17 protein-coding genes are annotated in these 12,931 nt (G+C 72.9%); 9 read left to right on the top strand and 8 right to left on the bottom strand.

What is annotated here, in order from left to right:
• Positions 1-3 precede the first annotated feature (3 nt).
• From ASG04_RS05085 to ASG04_RS05075, 3 genes are read right to left on the bottom strand one after another with little or no spacing between them, the layout of a single operon-like run.
• On the bottom strand, positions 4-615 hold the full coding sequence (locus ASG04_RS05085; RefSeq protein WP_056121124.1) for a hypothetical protein: 612 nt from the start codon (positions 613-615) through the stop codon (positions 4-6).
• Complete coding sequence (locus tag ASG04_RS05080; protein ID WP_056121122.1) at positions 616-1,431, bottom strand: endonuclease/exonuclease/phosphatase family protein; 816 nt, start codon at positions 1,429-1,431, stop codon at positions 616-618.
• Complete coding sequence (locus ASG04_RS05075; protein ID WP_162241692.1) at positions 1,428-2,240, bottom strand: glycosyltransferase family 2 protein; 813 nt, start codon at positions 2,238-2,240, stop codon at positions 1,428-1,430. The genes ASG04_RS05080 and ASG04_RS05075 overlap by 4 nt, the downstream gene beginning before the upstream one ends.
• Before the next feature lie 91 nt (positions 2,241-2,331).
• On the opposite strand from ASG04_RS05075, the gene ASG04_RS05070 reads away from it, so the two are divergent.
• Positions 2,332-2,832: a nucleoside kinase gene (locus ASG04_RS05070; protein WP_056121121.1), complete on the top strand. Its 501-nt coding sequence runs from the start codon at positions 2,332-2,334 to the stop codon at positions 2,830-2,832.
• A 63-nt stretch (positions 2,833-2,895) separates the two neighbouring features.
• Here ASG04_RS05070 and ASG04_RS05065 read toward each other — a convergent pair whose 3' ends face one another.
• Positions 2,896-3,237: a hypothetical protein gene (locus ASG04_RS05065; RefSeq protein ID WP_056121119.1), complete on the bottom strand. Its 342-nt coding sequence runs from the start codon at positions 3,235-3,237 to the stop codon at positions 2,896-2,898.
• Between the two features lie 56 nt (positions 3,238-3,293).
• Between ASG04_RS05065 and ASG04_RS05060 the strand changes: the two genes are divergently transcribed.
• Genes ASG04_RS05060 through ASG04_RS05050 form a run of 3 tightly spaced genes read left to right on the top strand, consistent with a single transcriptional unit; the run spans position 3,294 to position 5,496 of the window.
• A complete protein-coding gene (locus ASG04_RS05060) occupies positions 3,294-3,854 on the top strand; it encodes an MOSC domain-containing protein (RefSeq protein WP_056121116.1) in 561 nt (186 codons plus the stop codon).
• Positions 3,855-3,856: 2 nt separating this feature from the next.
• Entirely contained in the window at positions 3,857-4,798 is a 942-nt protein-coding gene (locus ASG04_RS05055; protein WP_056121114.1) for a serine hydrolase domain-containing protein, read from the top strand.
• A gap of 32 nt (positions 4,799-4,830) precedes the next feature.
• Positions 4,831-5,496: an alpha/beta hydrolase gene (locus ASG04_RS05050; protein WP_156463537.1), complete on the top strand. Its 666-nt coding sequence runs from the start codon at positions 4,831-4,833 to the stop codon at positions 5,494-5,496.
• Positions 5,497-5,543: 47 nt separating this feature from the next.
• Here the strand turns inward: ASG04_RS05050 and ASG04_RS05045 are convergent, their stop codons facing one another.
• Complete coding sequence (locus ASG04_RS05045) at positions 5,544-5,906, bottom strand: hypothetical protein (RefSeq protein WP_056121109.1); 363 nt, start codon at positions 5,904-5,906, stop codon at positions 5,544-5,546.
• A 9-nt stretch (positions 5,907-5,915) separates the two neighbouring features.
• On the bottom strand, positions 5,916-6,368 hold the full coding sequence (locus ASG04_RS05040) for a MarR family winged helix-turn-helix transcriptional regulator (protein ID WP_056121107.1): 453 nt from the start codon (positions 6,366-6,368) through the stop codon (positions 5,916-5,918).
• A gap of 119 nt (positions 6,369-6,487) precedes the next feature.
• Here ASG04_RS05040 and ASG04_RS05035 point away from each other — a divergent pair, with 119 nt between their 5' ends.
• Positions 6,488-7,696: an FAD-dependent monooxygenase gene (locus ASG04_RS05035; protein ID WP_056121105.1), complete on the top strand. Its 1,209-nt coding sequence runs from the start codon at positions 6,488-6,490 to the stop codon at positions 7,694-7,696.
• On the opposite strand, the gene ASG04_RS05030 is transcribed toward ASG04_RS05035, so the two are convergent.
• Positions 7,697-8,245 (bottom strand): TetR/AcrR family transcriptional regulator, encoded by a 549-nt coding sequence (locus tag ASG04_RS05030; protein ID WP_156463536.1) that lies wholly within the window; start codon positions 8,243-8,245, stop codon positions 7,697-7,699.
• Positions 8,246-8,310: 65 nt separating this feature from the next.
• On the opposite strand from ASG04_RS05030, the gene ASG04_RS05025 reads away from it, so the two are divergent.
• From ASG04_RS05025 to ASG04_RS05015, 3 genes are all read left to right on the top strand, one after another.
• Positions 8,311-9,279, top strand: coding sequence for an SDR family NAD(P)-dependent oxidoreductase (locus ASG04_RS05025; RefSeq protein ID WP_056121103.1), 969 nt, complete (start codon positions 8,311-8,313; stop codon positions 9,277-9,279).
• Between the two features lie 60 nt (positions 9,280-9,339).
• Positions 9,340-10,320 carry an NAD-dependent epimerase/dehydratase family protein gene (locus tag ASG04_RS05020; RefSeq protein ID WP_056121101.1) on the top strand — a complete coding sequence of 327 codons (981 nt, stop codon included), beginning with the start codon at positions 9,340-9,342 and terminating at the stop codon, positions 10,318-10,320.
• Between the two features lie 201 nt (positions 10,321-10,521).
• A complete protein-coding gene (locus ASG04_RS05015; protein WP_082517826.1) occupies positions 10,522-11,277 on the top strand; it encodes a glycoside hydrolase family 16 protein in 756 nt (251 codons plus the stop codon).
• A gap of 71 nt (positions 11,278-11,348) precedes the next feature.
• On the opposite strand, the gene ASG04_RS05010 is transcribed toward ASG04_RS05015, so the two are convergent.
• Positions 11,349-12,206 (bottom strand): phosphatase PAP2 family protein, encoded by an 858-nt coding sequence (locus ASG04_RS05010; protein WP_056121097.1) that lies wholly within the window; start codon positions 12,204-12,206, stop codon positions 11,349-11,351.
• An 89-nt stretch (positions 12,207-12,295) separates the two neighbouring features.
• Here ASG04_RS05010 and ASG04_RS05005 point away from each other — a divergent pair, with 89 nt between their 5' ends.
• Positions 12,296-12,883 carry a DUF1349 domain-containing protein gene (locus ASG04_RS05005; RefSeq protein ID WP_056121095.1) on the top strand — a complete coding sequence of 196 codons (588 nt, stop codon included), beginning with the start codon at positions 12,296-12,298 and terminating at the stop codon, positions 12,881-12,883.
• The last annotated feature ends 48 nt before the right edge of the window (positions 12,884-12,931 follow it).

Here is a 12,931-nt window from a genome sequence, read left to right as displayed (position 1 = left end):
CCGTCAGCGGCGGGAGCGCCCCGGGTCGACGACGCGCCGGTCCGCGGCGCTCGCACGCACGGCGAAGCCCGCCGCGACCGCGCCCGCCGTGTCTGCGGCCAGGTCACCGATCGTGTCGTCGTAGCCGACGTAGATCGAGGAGTCGAGGTGGGTGTGCCCGACCCATTCGCACATCTCCCACACGCCGCCGATCGCCAGACCGGCCGTCCCCGCGAGCACGACGACGGCCACGAGCGGCATCCGCCGGACGTCGGGGAGCACCCGGACGTCGGAGCCGATCACGACGACCAGGATGCTCAGCGCGCCGATGAGCAGGAAGTGGATGATCTTGTCCCAGAGGAACACGGTCGTGTACCACTCCAGGACGCTGCTCCAGCCGGCCACCAGTGCGAGCAGGCAGAGCGCGGTGTCGAAGGCCGGACGCAGGCCCAGGATGCGCGGGACGACCACGCCGAGCATCGTCAGCGACATCACCGCGAAGGCGATCGGGCCCCATCCGACGGCCGCGACGGGGATGCTCACGAGCGTCAGGGCCCGGAGCACGTCGGCCACGTACTCGGCGCCGCGGGGACGACGCAGGAAGGTCGGGCCAGCGGTGGTGACGATGCTGGTCACTCAGGTCTCCCAACGGATGACGGCATGGACGGGGAGGTGGTCGGAGGGCCAGGTGCCCGATGGCCGCCGCGTGGAGATCGACACGCTGTCGACGGCCGGACGGGCCCCGGCGGCGCCGCGGACCAGGATCCGGTCGAGGCGGGGACCGCCGGGCTTCGGCTGCCGGTATGCCGCGTACGTGCCGACACTCGCCGGACGCGCCGTCGTCGGTGCCAGGTCCCACGTGTCCTCGAGCCCCGCGGCCGTCAGCACCCGGGCGGACGCCGAGCGCTCCCCGGCGTTCCAGTCGGCCATGACCACCGCGGGCAGCCCGGCGGCGTGCACCTGCCGCCCGAGCAGGCGCGCGGAGCGGATCTGCGCGAGCGGGGAAAACGGGTCGACGTGGGTCGCGACGGCCAGGAACGCCGTGTCCGACACGAGGTCGTGCAGGCCGACCAGCACGGCGATCCGCGGGAAGGGCGCTCCCCACGCCCGGGAGCCGATCCGGGTCGGGTCCGGAGCGAGTGCGATCGTGCGGGTGTCGCCGACCCGCAGCCGCTCGGTGTCGACGAAGAACCCCACGTGCTCGCCACCGCCGGCCGCACTGCGGTCGGCGACCACCGGGGCCCACCGTGACCCGAGTGCGGTGGCGAGGTGCTGCACCTGGGCGGACACGGCCTCCTGGACGGCCAGCAGGTGCGGTGCCTCGGACCGGACCAGTTCGGCGACGGCCGGGGCGCGATGGGTCCAGGCGTCCGGGTGCCCACGCCGCAGGTGCGGCATCGGCCGGCGCACGTTGAACGTCATGCAGTGCAGACCGGGGTGGTCGACCGTCACCGCTGCACCGGCACGGCATCGCTCGGCTGCGGTGCTCGATGCGGGGCCGCTCGACGGACGACCGGCACCGGGCGCGTGCCGACGAGTGCTCGCCGCATGATGCGGGCGGGGGAGAACGCCCGCATGCCGGACACCCAGAACGTGCGGGCGGCCTTCCGGGTCCGGACGACCAGTCCCCACGGATCCTGCACGGGCGTGCCCGACACCGACGCGACGAGCCCGGTGTCGAGCACCGTGCGCCAGGTCGGGTCGAACTGGATCGACAGGTCGACGTCGTCGTGGACCATCGGGTCCCGGCGGTGGACGCGGTGCCGGATCGCCAGCCAGGCGGTGCGCCGCATGAACATGTTCGAGCCGAACAGCGGCGGGCGTCCGAGCGCCCCGGTCATCAGCGTGAAGTACGCCCGCATGTAGGCGACGTCCCAGAACCGTCCGGCGCCCGTGCCCAGTCCGCGGAAGTGCCCGGGGCCGGTCACCGCCGTGACGAGCGGGTCGGCGAACCAGGCCGTCCCGCGGGCGATCCAGTCCGCCGGCAGGACCGAGTCGGAGTCGACCCGTGCGATGACGGCACCGCGGGCGGCGTCGTACCCGTGGCTCGCGGCTGCGCCGATGCCGCGGAGCGGCTCGTGCAGCACCGTCGCACCGGACGCCCGCGCAACCGCGGCGCTGCCGTCGGAGCTGCCGTTGTCGACGACGACGACCTCGTCCGGCCGGCGGGTCTGCCCGGCGAGGGACGCCAGGCAGGCGGCGAGCTGGTCCGCGTCGTCGAGGACCGGGATCACGACGGTCACGGTCAGCGGGGAGTGCATGCACCCACCCAACCAAGGGGGTGCTGAGCACCCGTCATCCTTCGGACGATCAGGCGGTCGCCACATCCGCCCTGGCCGGTACGGTCGAGGCATGGGCCGACGCAACGTCCTGGTGGAGGGCGTCTCCGGCAGCGGGAAGTCCTCGGTCTGCCGTGAGCTGCGTCGGCGTGGACACCACGCAGTGGACGGCGACCGCGAGCTCGCGTACACGGGGGACCCCGGAACGGGCCTCCGCGTCGAGGGCGTCGCCGGCACCGACGCCCACCACCACCACCTGTGGGACGTCGAGCTGGTCCGGGCGATGGTCGCCGACGACACGACGCCGGTCACGTTCTTCTGCGGGGGTTCCCGGAACGTCGGGGCGTTCATCGACCTGTTCGACACCGTGTTCGTGCTGACGATCGACCTCGACACGCTGCGGGGCAGGCTCGACCGGCGTGCCGCGGACGACTGGGCGGGGCGGGGGAGGACGGCGGAGCGGGCGCTGGTCGAGGAGCTGCACGCCTCGGGTACGGACACTCCGGCCGGGACGCCCGTCGATGCCACGCGGCCCCTGCACGTCGTGGTCGACGAGATCCTGCGGCGCTGCTGATCCCGCGCGCTGTGGTCCGTGCTGCCGTGCCGCGGTCCGTGCCGTGGTCCGTGCCGTGGTCCGTCAAGCGTCCGGGTCGTCGTCGTCGGCTCCTGGGGAACCTGTCAGTCGCTGACGGAAGACCCAGACACCCACACCGGTCATGACGCCACCAGACGCTGCCGCGACGAGGAACGCCAGGCCCGCCAGCACGTGGCCGCCGGTGAGCAGGACCACCCCGATCAGCGCGGCCGCCCCGACGAAGAGCGCAGCGAGCACGAAGGTGACGACGGTGCTGCGCGGAGTGGCGTTCTGCTCGAGCCCGGTGTCCCGCACCCAGTTCGGGTCCCGCGCCCGCCAGACGAGGCCGACCGTGGTGCCGAGCAGCACCACGATGCTCGCAAGGAGCAGGACCAGCGCCGCCATGCCCGAACCCTACCCAGACCGTTGAGAGTCGCTCGTGGATGCGCCAGGATCGGACCATGGTCGGGGAACAGGGAGACGGGCCGCGCGTCGTCGCGGTGAGCAGGGACGGCGAGCACCGGTTCAGCAAACCGCTCGTCGACGAGGTCGTCCTGGTCGAGGGGTGGGGCATCGAGGGCGACGCCCATGCGGGGACGACCGTGCAGCACCGCTCCCGCGTGGCCCGCGACCCCTCGCAGCCGAACCTGCGCCAGGTGCACCTGATCCACGCCGAGGTCTTCGACGAGGTCGCCGCTGCCGACTTCCACGTCGAGCCGGGGCAGATGGGCGAGAACGTCACGACGCGGGGGGTCGACCTGCTCGGCCTGCCCACCGGTACCGTGCTGCACCTCGGTGACTCCGCCCGGGTCCAGGTGACGGGGCTGCGGAACCCGTGTCAGCAGATCAACGACTTCGAGCCGGGGCTGTTGCGCGCGGTGCTCGGCCGGGCCGACGACGGCTCCGTCGAACGCAAGGGCGGCGTGATGAGCATCGTCCTGGCCGGTGGGACCGTGCGGCCCGGCGACGGCATCCGCGTCGAGCTGCCCGCTGGCGAGCCCCAGCCGCTGCAACCGGTGTGAGCGTGCGGATCGCCGACCTCGCCGATGACCCGCCGGAATGGTCCGGCACCGTGCTGGTCGCGCGCGGGTCGGACACGGCCGAGTGGGGGCAGACGGACGAGCGGTACCAGGCGGGCTCGATCAGCAAGCACCTGATGTCGGTCGTGGTCCTCTCCCTGGTGGGCCGCGGTGTGCTCGACCTGGACGCCCCGATCGCCCGCTGGGTGCCGACGCTGCCGGCGCACCTGGGACCGGTGACGCTCCGGCAGCTCCTGAGTCACACCTCCGGGATCGGACACTGGGGCCAGATCCCCGGGCTCCCGCCGCTCCTCGAGGTCCCACCGCCGCGGGACGAGCTCGTCGCCATGGTCCTGTCCGCACCGCGAACGTCCGCGCCCGGGGAGCACTGGCGGTACAGCTCGCCAGCGTTCCTGGTCGTCGCGCTCGTGGTCGAGGCCGCGACCGGCAGCGGGTACTCCGACCTCGTGACCGAGATCGTGCTCGGGCCCGCCGTGATGACGTCCACGACCTCCGGACGTTCCCCCCTCGGCGATCCGTCCGTCGCGGTCGGCCACCGGGACGGACAGGTGCTCGAACCCCACCCGGCGTTCGCGGCGCTCCCGGGCAGCGGGGACCTGTGGGCGACGACCGAGGACCTGCTGCGCTACAGCCGGGCGCTGCGACAGGGAGCCCTGCTCCGGCCGGACCTCGCGTCGCAGCTGTGGCAGCAGCACGCACAGATGGAGCAGGCCGACGCCGTCGAGCGCCCGACCGCGGCGTGGGCGTACGGGTTCGGGACGTTCCTCGGACGGGTGCTGGGGCAGGACGCCTGGTTCGTGCCCGGCGACAACCCCGGGTACCAGTCCCTGCTGGCGTACCTGCCGGCGACGGACACCGACGTCGTCGTGCTCAGCAACGAGGAGTCCGGCGTCGACACAGTGCTCGGGTCCCTGACGCTGCGGTAGACGTCGTCCGCGCGGATGACCATGATCGACCTGTGCCCACACCCACCAGCCTCGTGACCACCGTCGACGGGCACACGTTCGCGCGTGTCGACGGTTCGGGGGCCCCGGGACCGACCTGGGTCCTCCTGCACGGGTCGGACGGCAGCGAGCTCGACCTGCTCCCGCTCGCGGAGCGCCTCGCCCCGTCGGCCACGAAGATCGCTCCCCGCGGAACGGTCCGGACGACCGGCGGGTACGCCCACTTCCGTCGGCGGGCTGACCTGTACCCGGTCGAGGAGGACCTGATGGCTCGGATCGAGCCGCTCATGTCCCTCGTCACCGCGGCGCAGGCCGGCGCTTCGACCGAGGTGCCGGGTCGCGCGGTCGTCATGGGCTTCTCGAACGGCGCGATCATGGCGGCGGCGCTGCTCGAACGACATCCCGAACGGTTCGCGGCGGGCATCCTCCTCCGCCCGCGGGCACCGTTCCGTGCCGATCCGGCTCCCGTGGCGTCGTCGGTGCCGGTCCTGCTGCTCGAGGGACGCGACGACGCCAGGCGGACTCGCGACGACGGGCTCATCGTCGCCGACCGCCTCCGGAGCGGCGGTGCGTCGGTGACCCACCTGGTCCTGCCCGTCACGCACCGCGTCACCCGGTCGGACGAACGGGCCGTCAGCGAGTGGCTCTCCGAGCTGCCCGCCGACGACGCCCGACGGTGATCGGCACCCGGTCCCCCTGACGTGCCGGAGCCAGAGCGCCCCTCCGGCTAGCGCTTCTCGTCGACCAGCGCGACGAAGCGGCTGCCGATGCCCTCGACCTCGTGCCGGGTGGAGCCCGCGACCGGGTCGGGCGCCTGGTACGGCGCGTGGTAGTCGCACATCAGGTGGTCCCAGTCCGGCCACCACTTCTTCGGACGAGCCGTCTCGGCGTACCCGCAGACCACGCACTCCAGCTGCACCCAGACCTTCTTGGAACCCGTCCGGTTCGCCCGGGACTGCACGAGCCAGGCGGGCGGGTCCTGCTCGATCGCCTGGAGTTCGGCCTCGCTGAGTCGCGAGGGGATCCCGTGGTGGGTCGCCATCTCGAGGGGGATGTCGAGCCGGACGGCGGCGTCGCGTCGGGAGAGCATCCGGCCAGCCTAGGTTCTGTCGCCGGGCACCGCGTGCCGAGTGGCCTCGTCGTACACCTCGAGCAGGCGGTCGAGGAATGACTGCACGACGGCGCAGTCGGCGCTGCTCAGATCGCTGATCAGGGACTCGACACCCGAGATCAGGGGGGCGACGAGTGCTTCCGCCCTGGCCGCTGACTCGGCGCCGGGGGTGATGACGACCTTGCGGCCGTCCTGCGGGTGCGGCTCGCGGTCGACGTGCCCCGCTCGCTCGAGCCGTTGCACCACGAGCGACAGGGCAGCCGTCGAGATGTCGAGCCGGTCCGCGAGCTCGGTCGGCGTCGAGGGGCCCGACGTCAGCAGGTGGTCCATGGCCCGGAGCCCGTTGTCGTCGACCCCGAGCTCGCGCGCGAGGTGCCGCTCGAACGCCTGCTGCCGGACGGCGATCTGCTGCACACGGGCTCGCAGGTCGTCGTCGGGCATCGGGCGACCGTCGCGACGCGCACGCCGCCGGTCATCTCGGTCCGAGGGGTTCTGCTCATGCACGACACCGATGATACCCGTGTAGATTGCCAATCTCATTGATTATCTTCGGAGGCACCATGGCTCGCCGCGCACTCATCTCGGGCGCCAGCATCGCCGGGCCCGCCCTGGCGTACTGGCTCCACCGGTACGGATGGGAGACGACGGTCGTCGAACGTGCCCCGGAACTCCGGCTCGGCGGCCAGAACGTCGACGTCCGCGGAGCCGGGCGCGAGGTCGCACGGCGGATGGGCGTCGAGGACGACATCCGCGCGGCCACCACCGGCGAGGTCGGCACCCGCTTCGTGGGCCGCAACGGGGTGACCAGCGCCGAGTTCCCCGCCGGGACGTCCGACAGCGGTGGGGCCACCGCGGAGCTCGAGATCCTGCGCGGCGACCTCGCGGCGCTGCTCGTGCAGCGCACCGCGGGCGACACCGAGTACCGGTACGGCGACCGGGTCACCGCCCTCCGCGACGACCCCGCGGACGGCGTCGCCGTCTCGTTCGAGCACGGCCAGGAGGAACGGTTCGACCTGGTCGTGGCGGCCGACGGTCTGCGGTCCAGCACTCGGGACCTGGTCTTCGGCGACGAAGCCGAGATCCGCCCGCTCGGCCTCGAGACCTCGTGGGCAACGATCCCGCGCACGGCGACGGACGACGACTGGTGGCGCTGGTATTCGGCACCGGGTGGCCGGTCCGTCATGCTCCGACCCGACCCGCACGGGACGATCCGCGCGGCGCTGTCCGTCGTGACCCCGCGGGACCGGGCCCGGTCGCAGCGGCGGCGTTCGCCCGACGAGCAGCGCGCCCACCTGCGTGACGTCTTCACGGGTGCGGGCTGGGAGACCGAGCGGGTCCTCGACGCGATCGACCTGGCCGACGACCTGTACTTCGAGTCGATCGCGCAGGTCCGCGCGCCGCGGTGGTCCTCCGGCCGTGTGGCGCTGCTCGGCGACGCCGCGTACTGCGCGTCGCCCGTCAGCGGCATGGGCACGAGCCTGTCCCTCGCCGGGGCCTACGTCCTCGCCGGGGAGATCGCCGCACACGTCGACCTGCGCGATGCCTTCGCCGGGTACGAGCGTGTCATGCGCCCCTGGGTCGAGCGGGCGCAGCAGCTCCCGCCGGGGACCCCACGGCTCGCGAACCCGGTCACCCGCGCCGGCGTCACGGCGTTCGGCCTGGCGGTGCGGGTCGGGGCGTCGCCGGTCGTCGGCAGGATCGCCGGTCGCCTGTTCACCCCGCCCGCCGAGGCCGTCGACCTGCCCGACTACCGGCACCTGGAGCGCTGATCAGCGCACCAGGAGACCGATCGCCGACGCGAGCCGCTCGCGGTAGGCGTCACGGGTGCGTACCTGGTGCTTCAGCCCCACCGACACACTGCACAGGGCCCGTGCGACGGCCGGTGCGTCGTCGACGTGGCCGGTCAGGGCCGTGGTGAGCATGGTCTCGAACACGGCTGGCGCCTGGCGGACGCTGTCGTCGACCAGGTCGTGGTTGTCCTCGAGCACGGTCGGGACGTCGTGCACCATCCCGCCGACGTAGCGCCCGGCCCACCGGTCGAACGCCTCGAGCACGCGCTCGTCGACGGGGCGTCCGGCGTCGCCCAGGATCTGCTCGATGGCTGTCAGGTCGCGCGACAGCACGTGGATGGCTGCTTCGCGGAACAGGGCCTGCTTCGACGCGAACAGGAAGTACAGCCCGGGTCGCGAGATCCGCGCCGCGCGTGCGACGGCGTCCATCGAGGTGGCGCGGTAGCCGGTGCGGGCGAACACGTCGAGTGCGGTCTCGAGCACGGCATGACGGCGACCGGTGTCCGCGGGTGCCGTGGTGTCGCTCATGCGATCGACCCTACCGCGCGGGAGACGCACTAGACAGTTCTTGTTCAGCGTGTACAGTCAGCTGCATGACCGACACCCGCATCCACACCCGGTTCGACGCCGGGTCCACGGCCGCCGACGTGCTCGTCGACGTGGACCTCACCGGCCTCCGTGCGGTCGTCACCGGCGCCTCGTCCGGTCTCGGCGTGGAGACGGCTCGTGCCCTCACTGCCGCCGGCGCCACCGTCACGCTCGCGGTGCGGGACACGACCGCCGGCGCGACCGTGGCCGAGGCGATCGCGCGGGAGACCGGACGACAGCCGGACGTCCGCGTGCTCGACCTGGCCGATCGCGGTTCCGTCGCCGGCTTCGTCGACGGGTGGACGGAGCCCCTGCACCTGCTCGTGAACAACGCCGGCGTGGTCACGTCCGGACTCGAGCGGACGGTCGACGGCCGCGAGCTGCAGTTCGCGACGAACCACCTGGGTCACCACGCCCTCGCCCGAGGTCTGCGTGCGGCACTCGCCACCGGCGCGGCCGAACGCGACGGTGCCCGCGTCGTCGTCCTGAGTTCCACCGCGCACATGCGTGCCGGGGTCGACTTCGAGGACCTCGACTTCACCCGGCGCGACTACGACCCCCAGATCGCCTACGCGCAGGCGAAGACCGCGAACGTCCTGTTCACCGTCGCGGCCACCCGGCGCTGGGCCGACGACGGCATCGTCGCGAACGCCGTGAACCCCGGCGGGATCGTGACCGGGCTCCAGCGGAACTTCAGTGCGGCGCAACGGGCGTCGCTCGCAGCCGCCGAGGCCGCCGGTGCGTTCGCGTACAAGTCCGTGGAGCAGGGTGCCGCGACGACGATGGTCGCCGCGGTCGCGCCCGAGTTCGCCCACACCGGCGGGCACTACCTGGACGACGGCAACGAGGCGTACACGGTCCCGGACACCGCGACGCTCGTCGAGCACCCGCACGGGGTCAAGGCGTGGGCGCTCGACCCCGAGGCGGCCGAACGCCTGTGGGCGGTGTCGGACGAGCTGACCGCAGCGAGCTGACTGCATCCGCCCAGAGCGGACACGAGCCCGCCGCGTGCGCGTGGACGATTGACTGGCTGGATGCGGGCTCTGGTGCTGGGTGGGACGGGATGGCTGGGACGCGCGGTCGTGCGCGACATGCTCGCTGCGGGGACGGACGTCACCTGTCTGGCGCGGGGGACGTCCGGCGAGGTGCCCGAGGGAGCGCACCTCGTCCGGGCGGACCGTCGGGCATCCGGGGCGTACGACGGTGTTCGTGGGGACTGGGACGAGGTCGTCGAGCTCTCGGCCGACCCGGACCTGGTCGAGCCGGCCCTGGACGCCCTCGCCGACCGGGCCGCGCACTGGACACTCGTGTCGACCGTCTCGGTGTACGCCCGCAACGACCAGCCCGACGCCGACGAGACCGCGACCCTGGTCGAGCCACGCGACCTGGCGCAGTACGCGGACGCGAAGGTCAGCGCCGAGCGCAGCAGCGCCGCCCGTCTGGGCTCCCGGCTGCTGATCGGCCGCCCGGGTCTGGTCGTCGGGCCGGGGGACCCGAGCGACCGGTTCGGCTACTGGCCGGCGCGACTGAGCCTGGGCGGACGGGTCCTGTCGCCGACGACCGCGGGGCGCTCCGTCCAGGTCATCGACGTCGCTGACCTGGCCGCCTGGATCGGCCACGCCGGTCGCACCGGGCAGACGGGCATCGTGAACGCGGTCGGCCCGGCGGTCCCCCTCGCCGACTTCCTCCGACAGGTGACGACGAGCACAGCCGGCCCCACGCGCACAGCCGGCCACGACACCGAGCTGGTCGAGGTCGAGGACGACGTGCTCCTCGACCGTGACGTCCGCTACTGGGCCGGCCCCCGCTCCCTGCCCCTGTGGCTTCCGCGATCGGACGCCGCCTTCGCACAGCGCTCCGGTCGGGCCTTCGTGGCGACCGGCGGCCGGACCCGCCCCCTCGAGCCGACCGTGGCAGCCGTCCTGGCGGACGAGCGTGCCCGCGGGCTGACTCGGGCCCGACGCTCCGGCCTCACACCGGTCGAGGAGGACGCCGTCCTGCGCAGCCTGCGCTGACCGGGTGCGCAACGTCGGACACCGGCGGCGACACCCGGACGGGCCTGGCAGCACCTGACCAGGGCCCGCCTAGATCGTCACCCCGAGCAGTGTCAAGCCCCTGCGTCGAGCCCTCGGGCTCCCCTATCTTCGACGCGCAGCCGAGATCCGGCTGGGGGGTCCGCAGGGGCGGGCCTCCGTCACGTCAGGGAGTGACAGCACATGCACCACCGAAGGATCAGGACCACAGCACTCGTCACCACACTCGTCGGCGCCGCCGTGGTGGCACCGCTGGGTACGGGAACCGTTGCCTACGCGGGGGTCACCGCCCCGGTCGGCGACGTCGGGCAGTTCCGGCAGACGTTCGTCGAGAACTTCAGCAGGGACGCGTCGGCGAACGGTCCGTTCGCCAGGACGTACGCGAACTCGTGGCAGCCGTACCCGGACGGGACCGGAGGGATGTACTCCTCCGGCTCGCAGATCAGCGCCCGCAACGGCCTGATGGACGTCCGGCTCGACGGGCAGCACGGTGCCGCCGGGACGTTCGGCACACCGGGCGACGCCTGGACACACGTGGGCGGGAAGTTCTCCGTCCGCGCCAAGGCCTCGGGCGGTGACGGCAACGGGGCGGCGTTCATCCTGTGGCCGACGTCGAACGTCTGGTCGGACGGGGAGATCGACTACCCCGAGGCCGACTTCGCGGGTGAGCCGATGCTCCATCAGCACTCGATGGTGCCCGGCCAGGAGTCGACCGCCACGAGCATGAGCACCGGGGTGACCTGGCGGAGCTGGCACACCTACTCCGTGGAGTGGATCCCCGGCAGGTCGGTGACGTACCTGCTCGACGGCCGGGTGATCCGGACCATCACGTCGAACGTGCCGACCACCGCGCACCGGTACATGTTCCAGGTCGGGAACTGGGGCGCTCCCGGGCACCTGTTCATCGACTGGGTCAGCACGTACACGTACACGGGCTGACGGCCTGCGGCCGCGACCACGCGCAGGACGGAAGGCCCGGTGCCAGCTGGCACCGGGCCTCCCGTCCGTCGTCAGGCGCCGGTCGTCGCGCGGTCCGCGCGGTGCCGCGCACCGTCGTCGTCCTGTGTGCTGAGGTACAGGCGGTGGCTGGTGATGATCATCGACAGCCACCCCGCCCCCGTGACCCACCCCACCGCGACGTCGGTGAACCAGTGCGCACCGAGCAGGACCCGCGACAGGCCCACCGTCAGGGCGGTGCCGGCCGCCGTCCCGATCACGGCGACCTGCGGGCCGTTCCGCTCCTGTCGGAGGGCCATCAGGTAGGCGATCACGCCGAGGATCGTCGTCGCGTTCAGGGTGTGTCCGGACGGGAACGACGGGGACTTCTCGAAGGGCGGGATCGCATCGCGACGCCGCGGACGGTTGCGCTTGATCAGGTCCTTGCCGATCAGGGTCATCGCGAGTGAGCCGGTACCCGCGGCGACGAGCAGGGTCGCGGGGCTCAGTCGACGGTCACGCACGGCGAAGCCCACGGCGGCCCCGATCGTCAGGACCGGCATCGCGACCGGGCCGAAGGCGTGCGCGATCCCGGCGGCGGCACCGTCGACGGCGGGGGACCGCAGGCGCTTCGCCCGCGCGAGTGCCGGTCCGTCCAGGCTCTCGATCCCGTCACGGCCGGTCACACCGTCGTAGATGTACGCCGCGGCGGCCGTCGCGGCGACCGCGATCCCGCCGCCGACCGCCAGGGTCGTGACGAGGGCCCGTCGGGCGCCGACGCGTTGCGCCAGGCTCCGGTGCCGCTCGGCCAGGCGCTTGCCGGCGCGGGAGCGCCACTCCGTGACGTCCCGCCGTCCGATCCGCCGGTCGTACCGCGTCGTGGCCGTCGGGGTCGAGTCCGAGGTCGGGGTCGAGGTGCCGGGGTCGGTCATGCGGCCAGTCTGACCCGCCCCGGTCGAGCACGGTCAGGAACGCGCTGCGGGTCCGTCCAGGTCGGCGAGCCGCCGGATACGGTCGACCCATGACCGACATCGACTGGACCACCGGCACCTGGACGAACGCGCCCGCCCGGACGGAGGTCACCGACGACGGGATGCACGTCACCGCGGTCGAGGAGAGCGATGCCTGGCGCATCACCTCCTACGGCTTCGTGCACGACACCGAGCACGCGCTGCTCACACCGTTCGAGCAGGACACGGCGATGGAGGTCGCGTTCCACCTGGACTTCTCCGCCCAGTTCGACCAGGCCGGCATCTTCGTCAAGGTCGACGAGACCACGTGGACCAAGGCCGGCGTCGAGCGCAGCGACGGGGCGGACAGCCTCGGTGCCGTGGTCACCCGTGATGTGTCGGACTGGTCCCTCGCGCCCGTTCCCGGGTGGCACGGGCGGCTCGTCACCGTCCGCGCCAGCCGCTCCGGCGACGCGTTGACCATCCGTGCCCGGGTCGACGACGAGCCCTGGCGTCTGGTGCGGGTCGCCCCGCTCGACCCCGATGCGACGGTGTCCGCGGGGCCGATGTGCTGCGCCCCGTCGCGGGCCGACCTCACCGTGCACTTCACGGCCTGGCGGACGGGCCCCGCAGACGCGAGCCTGCACCCGGACGACTGACGCGACCGCGCACCGGCGTGCAGGCAGTGCCGCTGGCATACTGACGAC

The organism is Curtobacterium sp. Leaf183, from assembly GCF_001424385.1.
Lineage (GTDB): Bacteria > Actinomycetota > Actinomycetes > Actinomycetales > Microbacteriaceae > Curtobacterium.
Note: the sequence above shows the minus strand (reverse complement) of the source record. Positions and strands in the feature narration are given on the sequence as shown.

Excerpts from the sequence above, each read along its gene's own strand:
- ASG04_RS05075 (WP_162241692.1), bottom strand. The coding sequence starts at position 2,240 with ATGCACTCCCCGCTGACCGTGACCGTCGTGATCCCGGTCCTCGACGAC.
- ASG04_RS05070 (WP_056121121.1), top strand. The coding sequence starts at position 2,332 with ATGGGCCGACGCAACGTCCTGGTGGAGGGCGTCTCCGGCAGCGGGAAG.
- ASG04_RS05065 (WP_056121119.1), bottom strand. The coding sequence starts at position 3,237 with ATGGCGGCGCTGGTCCTGCTCCTTGCGAGCATCGTGGTGCTGCTCGGC.
- ASG04_RS05060 (WP_056121116.1), top strand. The coding sequence starts at position 3,294 with ATGGTCGGGGAACAGGGAGACGGGCCGCGCGTCGTCGCGGTGAGCAGG.
- ASG04_RS05045 (WP_056121109.1), bottom strand. The coding sequence starts at position 5,906 with ATGCTCTCCCGACGCGACGCCGCCGTCCGGCTCGACATCCCCCTCGAG.
- ASG04_RS05040 (WP_056121107.1), bottom strand. The coding sequence starts at position 6,368 with ATGCCCGACGACGACCTGCGAGCCCGTGTGCAGCAGATCGCCGTCCGG.
- ASG04_RS05035 (WP_056121105.1), top strand. The coding sequence starts at position 6,488 with ATGGCTCGCCGCGCACTCATCTCGGGCGCCAGCATCGCCGGGCCCGCC.
- ASG04_RS05030 (WP_156463536.1), bottom strand. The coding sequence starts at position 8,245 with ATGAGCGACACCACGGCACCCGCGGACACCGGTCGCCGTCATGCCGTG.
- ASG04_RS05025 (WP_056121103.1), top strand. The coding sequence starts at position 8,311 with ATGACCGACACCCGCATCCACACCCGGTTCGACGCCGGGTCCACGGCC.
- ASG04_RS05020 (WP_056121101.1), top strand. The coding sequence starts at position 9,340 with ATGCGGGCTCTGGTGCTGGGTGGGACGGGATGGCTGGGACGCGCGGTC.
- ASG04_RS05015 (WP_082517826.1), top strand. The coding sequence starts at position 10,522 with ATGCACCACCGAAGGATCAGGACCACAGCACTCGTCACCACACTCGTC.
- ASG04_RS05010 (WP_056121097.1), bottom strand. The coding sequence starts at position 12,206 with ATGACCGACCCCGGCACCTCGACCCCGACCTCGGACTCGACCCCGACG.
- ASG04_RS05005 (WP_056121095.1), top strand. The coding sequence starts at position 12,296 with ATGACCGACATCGACTGGACCACCGGCACCTGGACGAACGCGCCCGCC.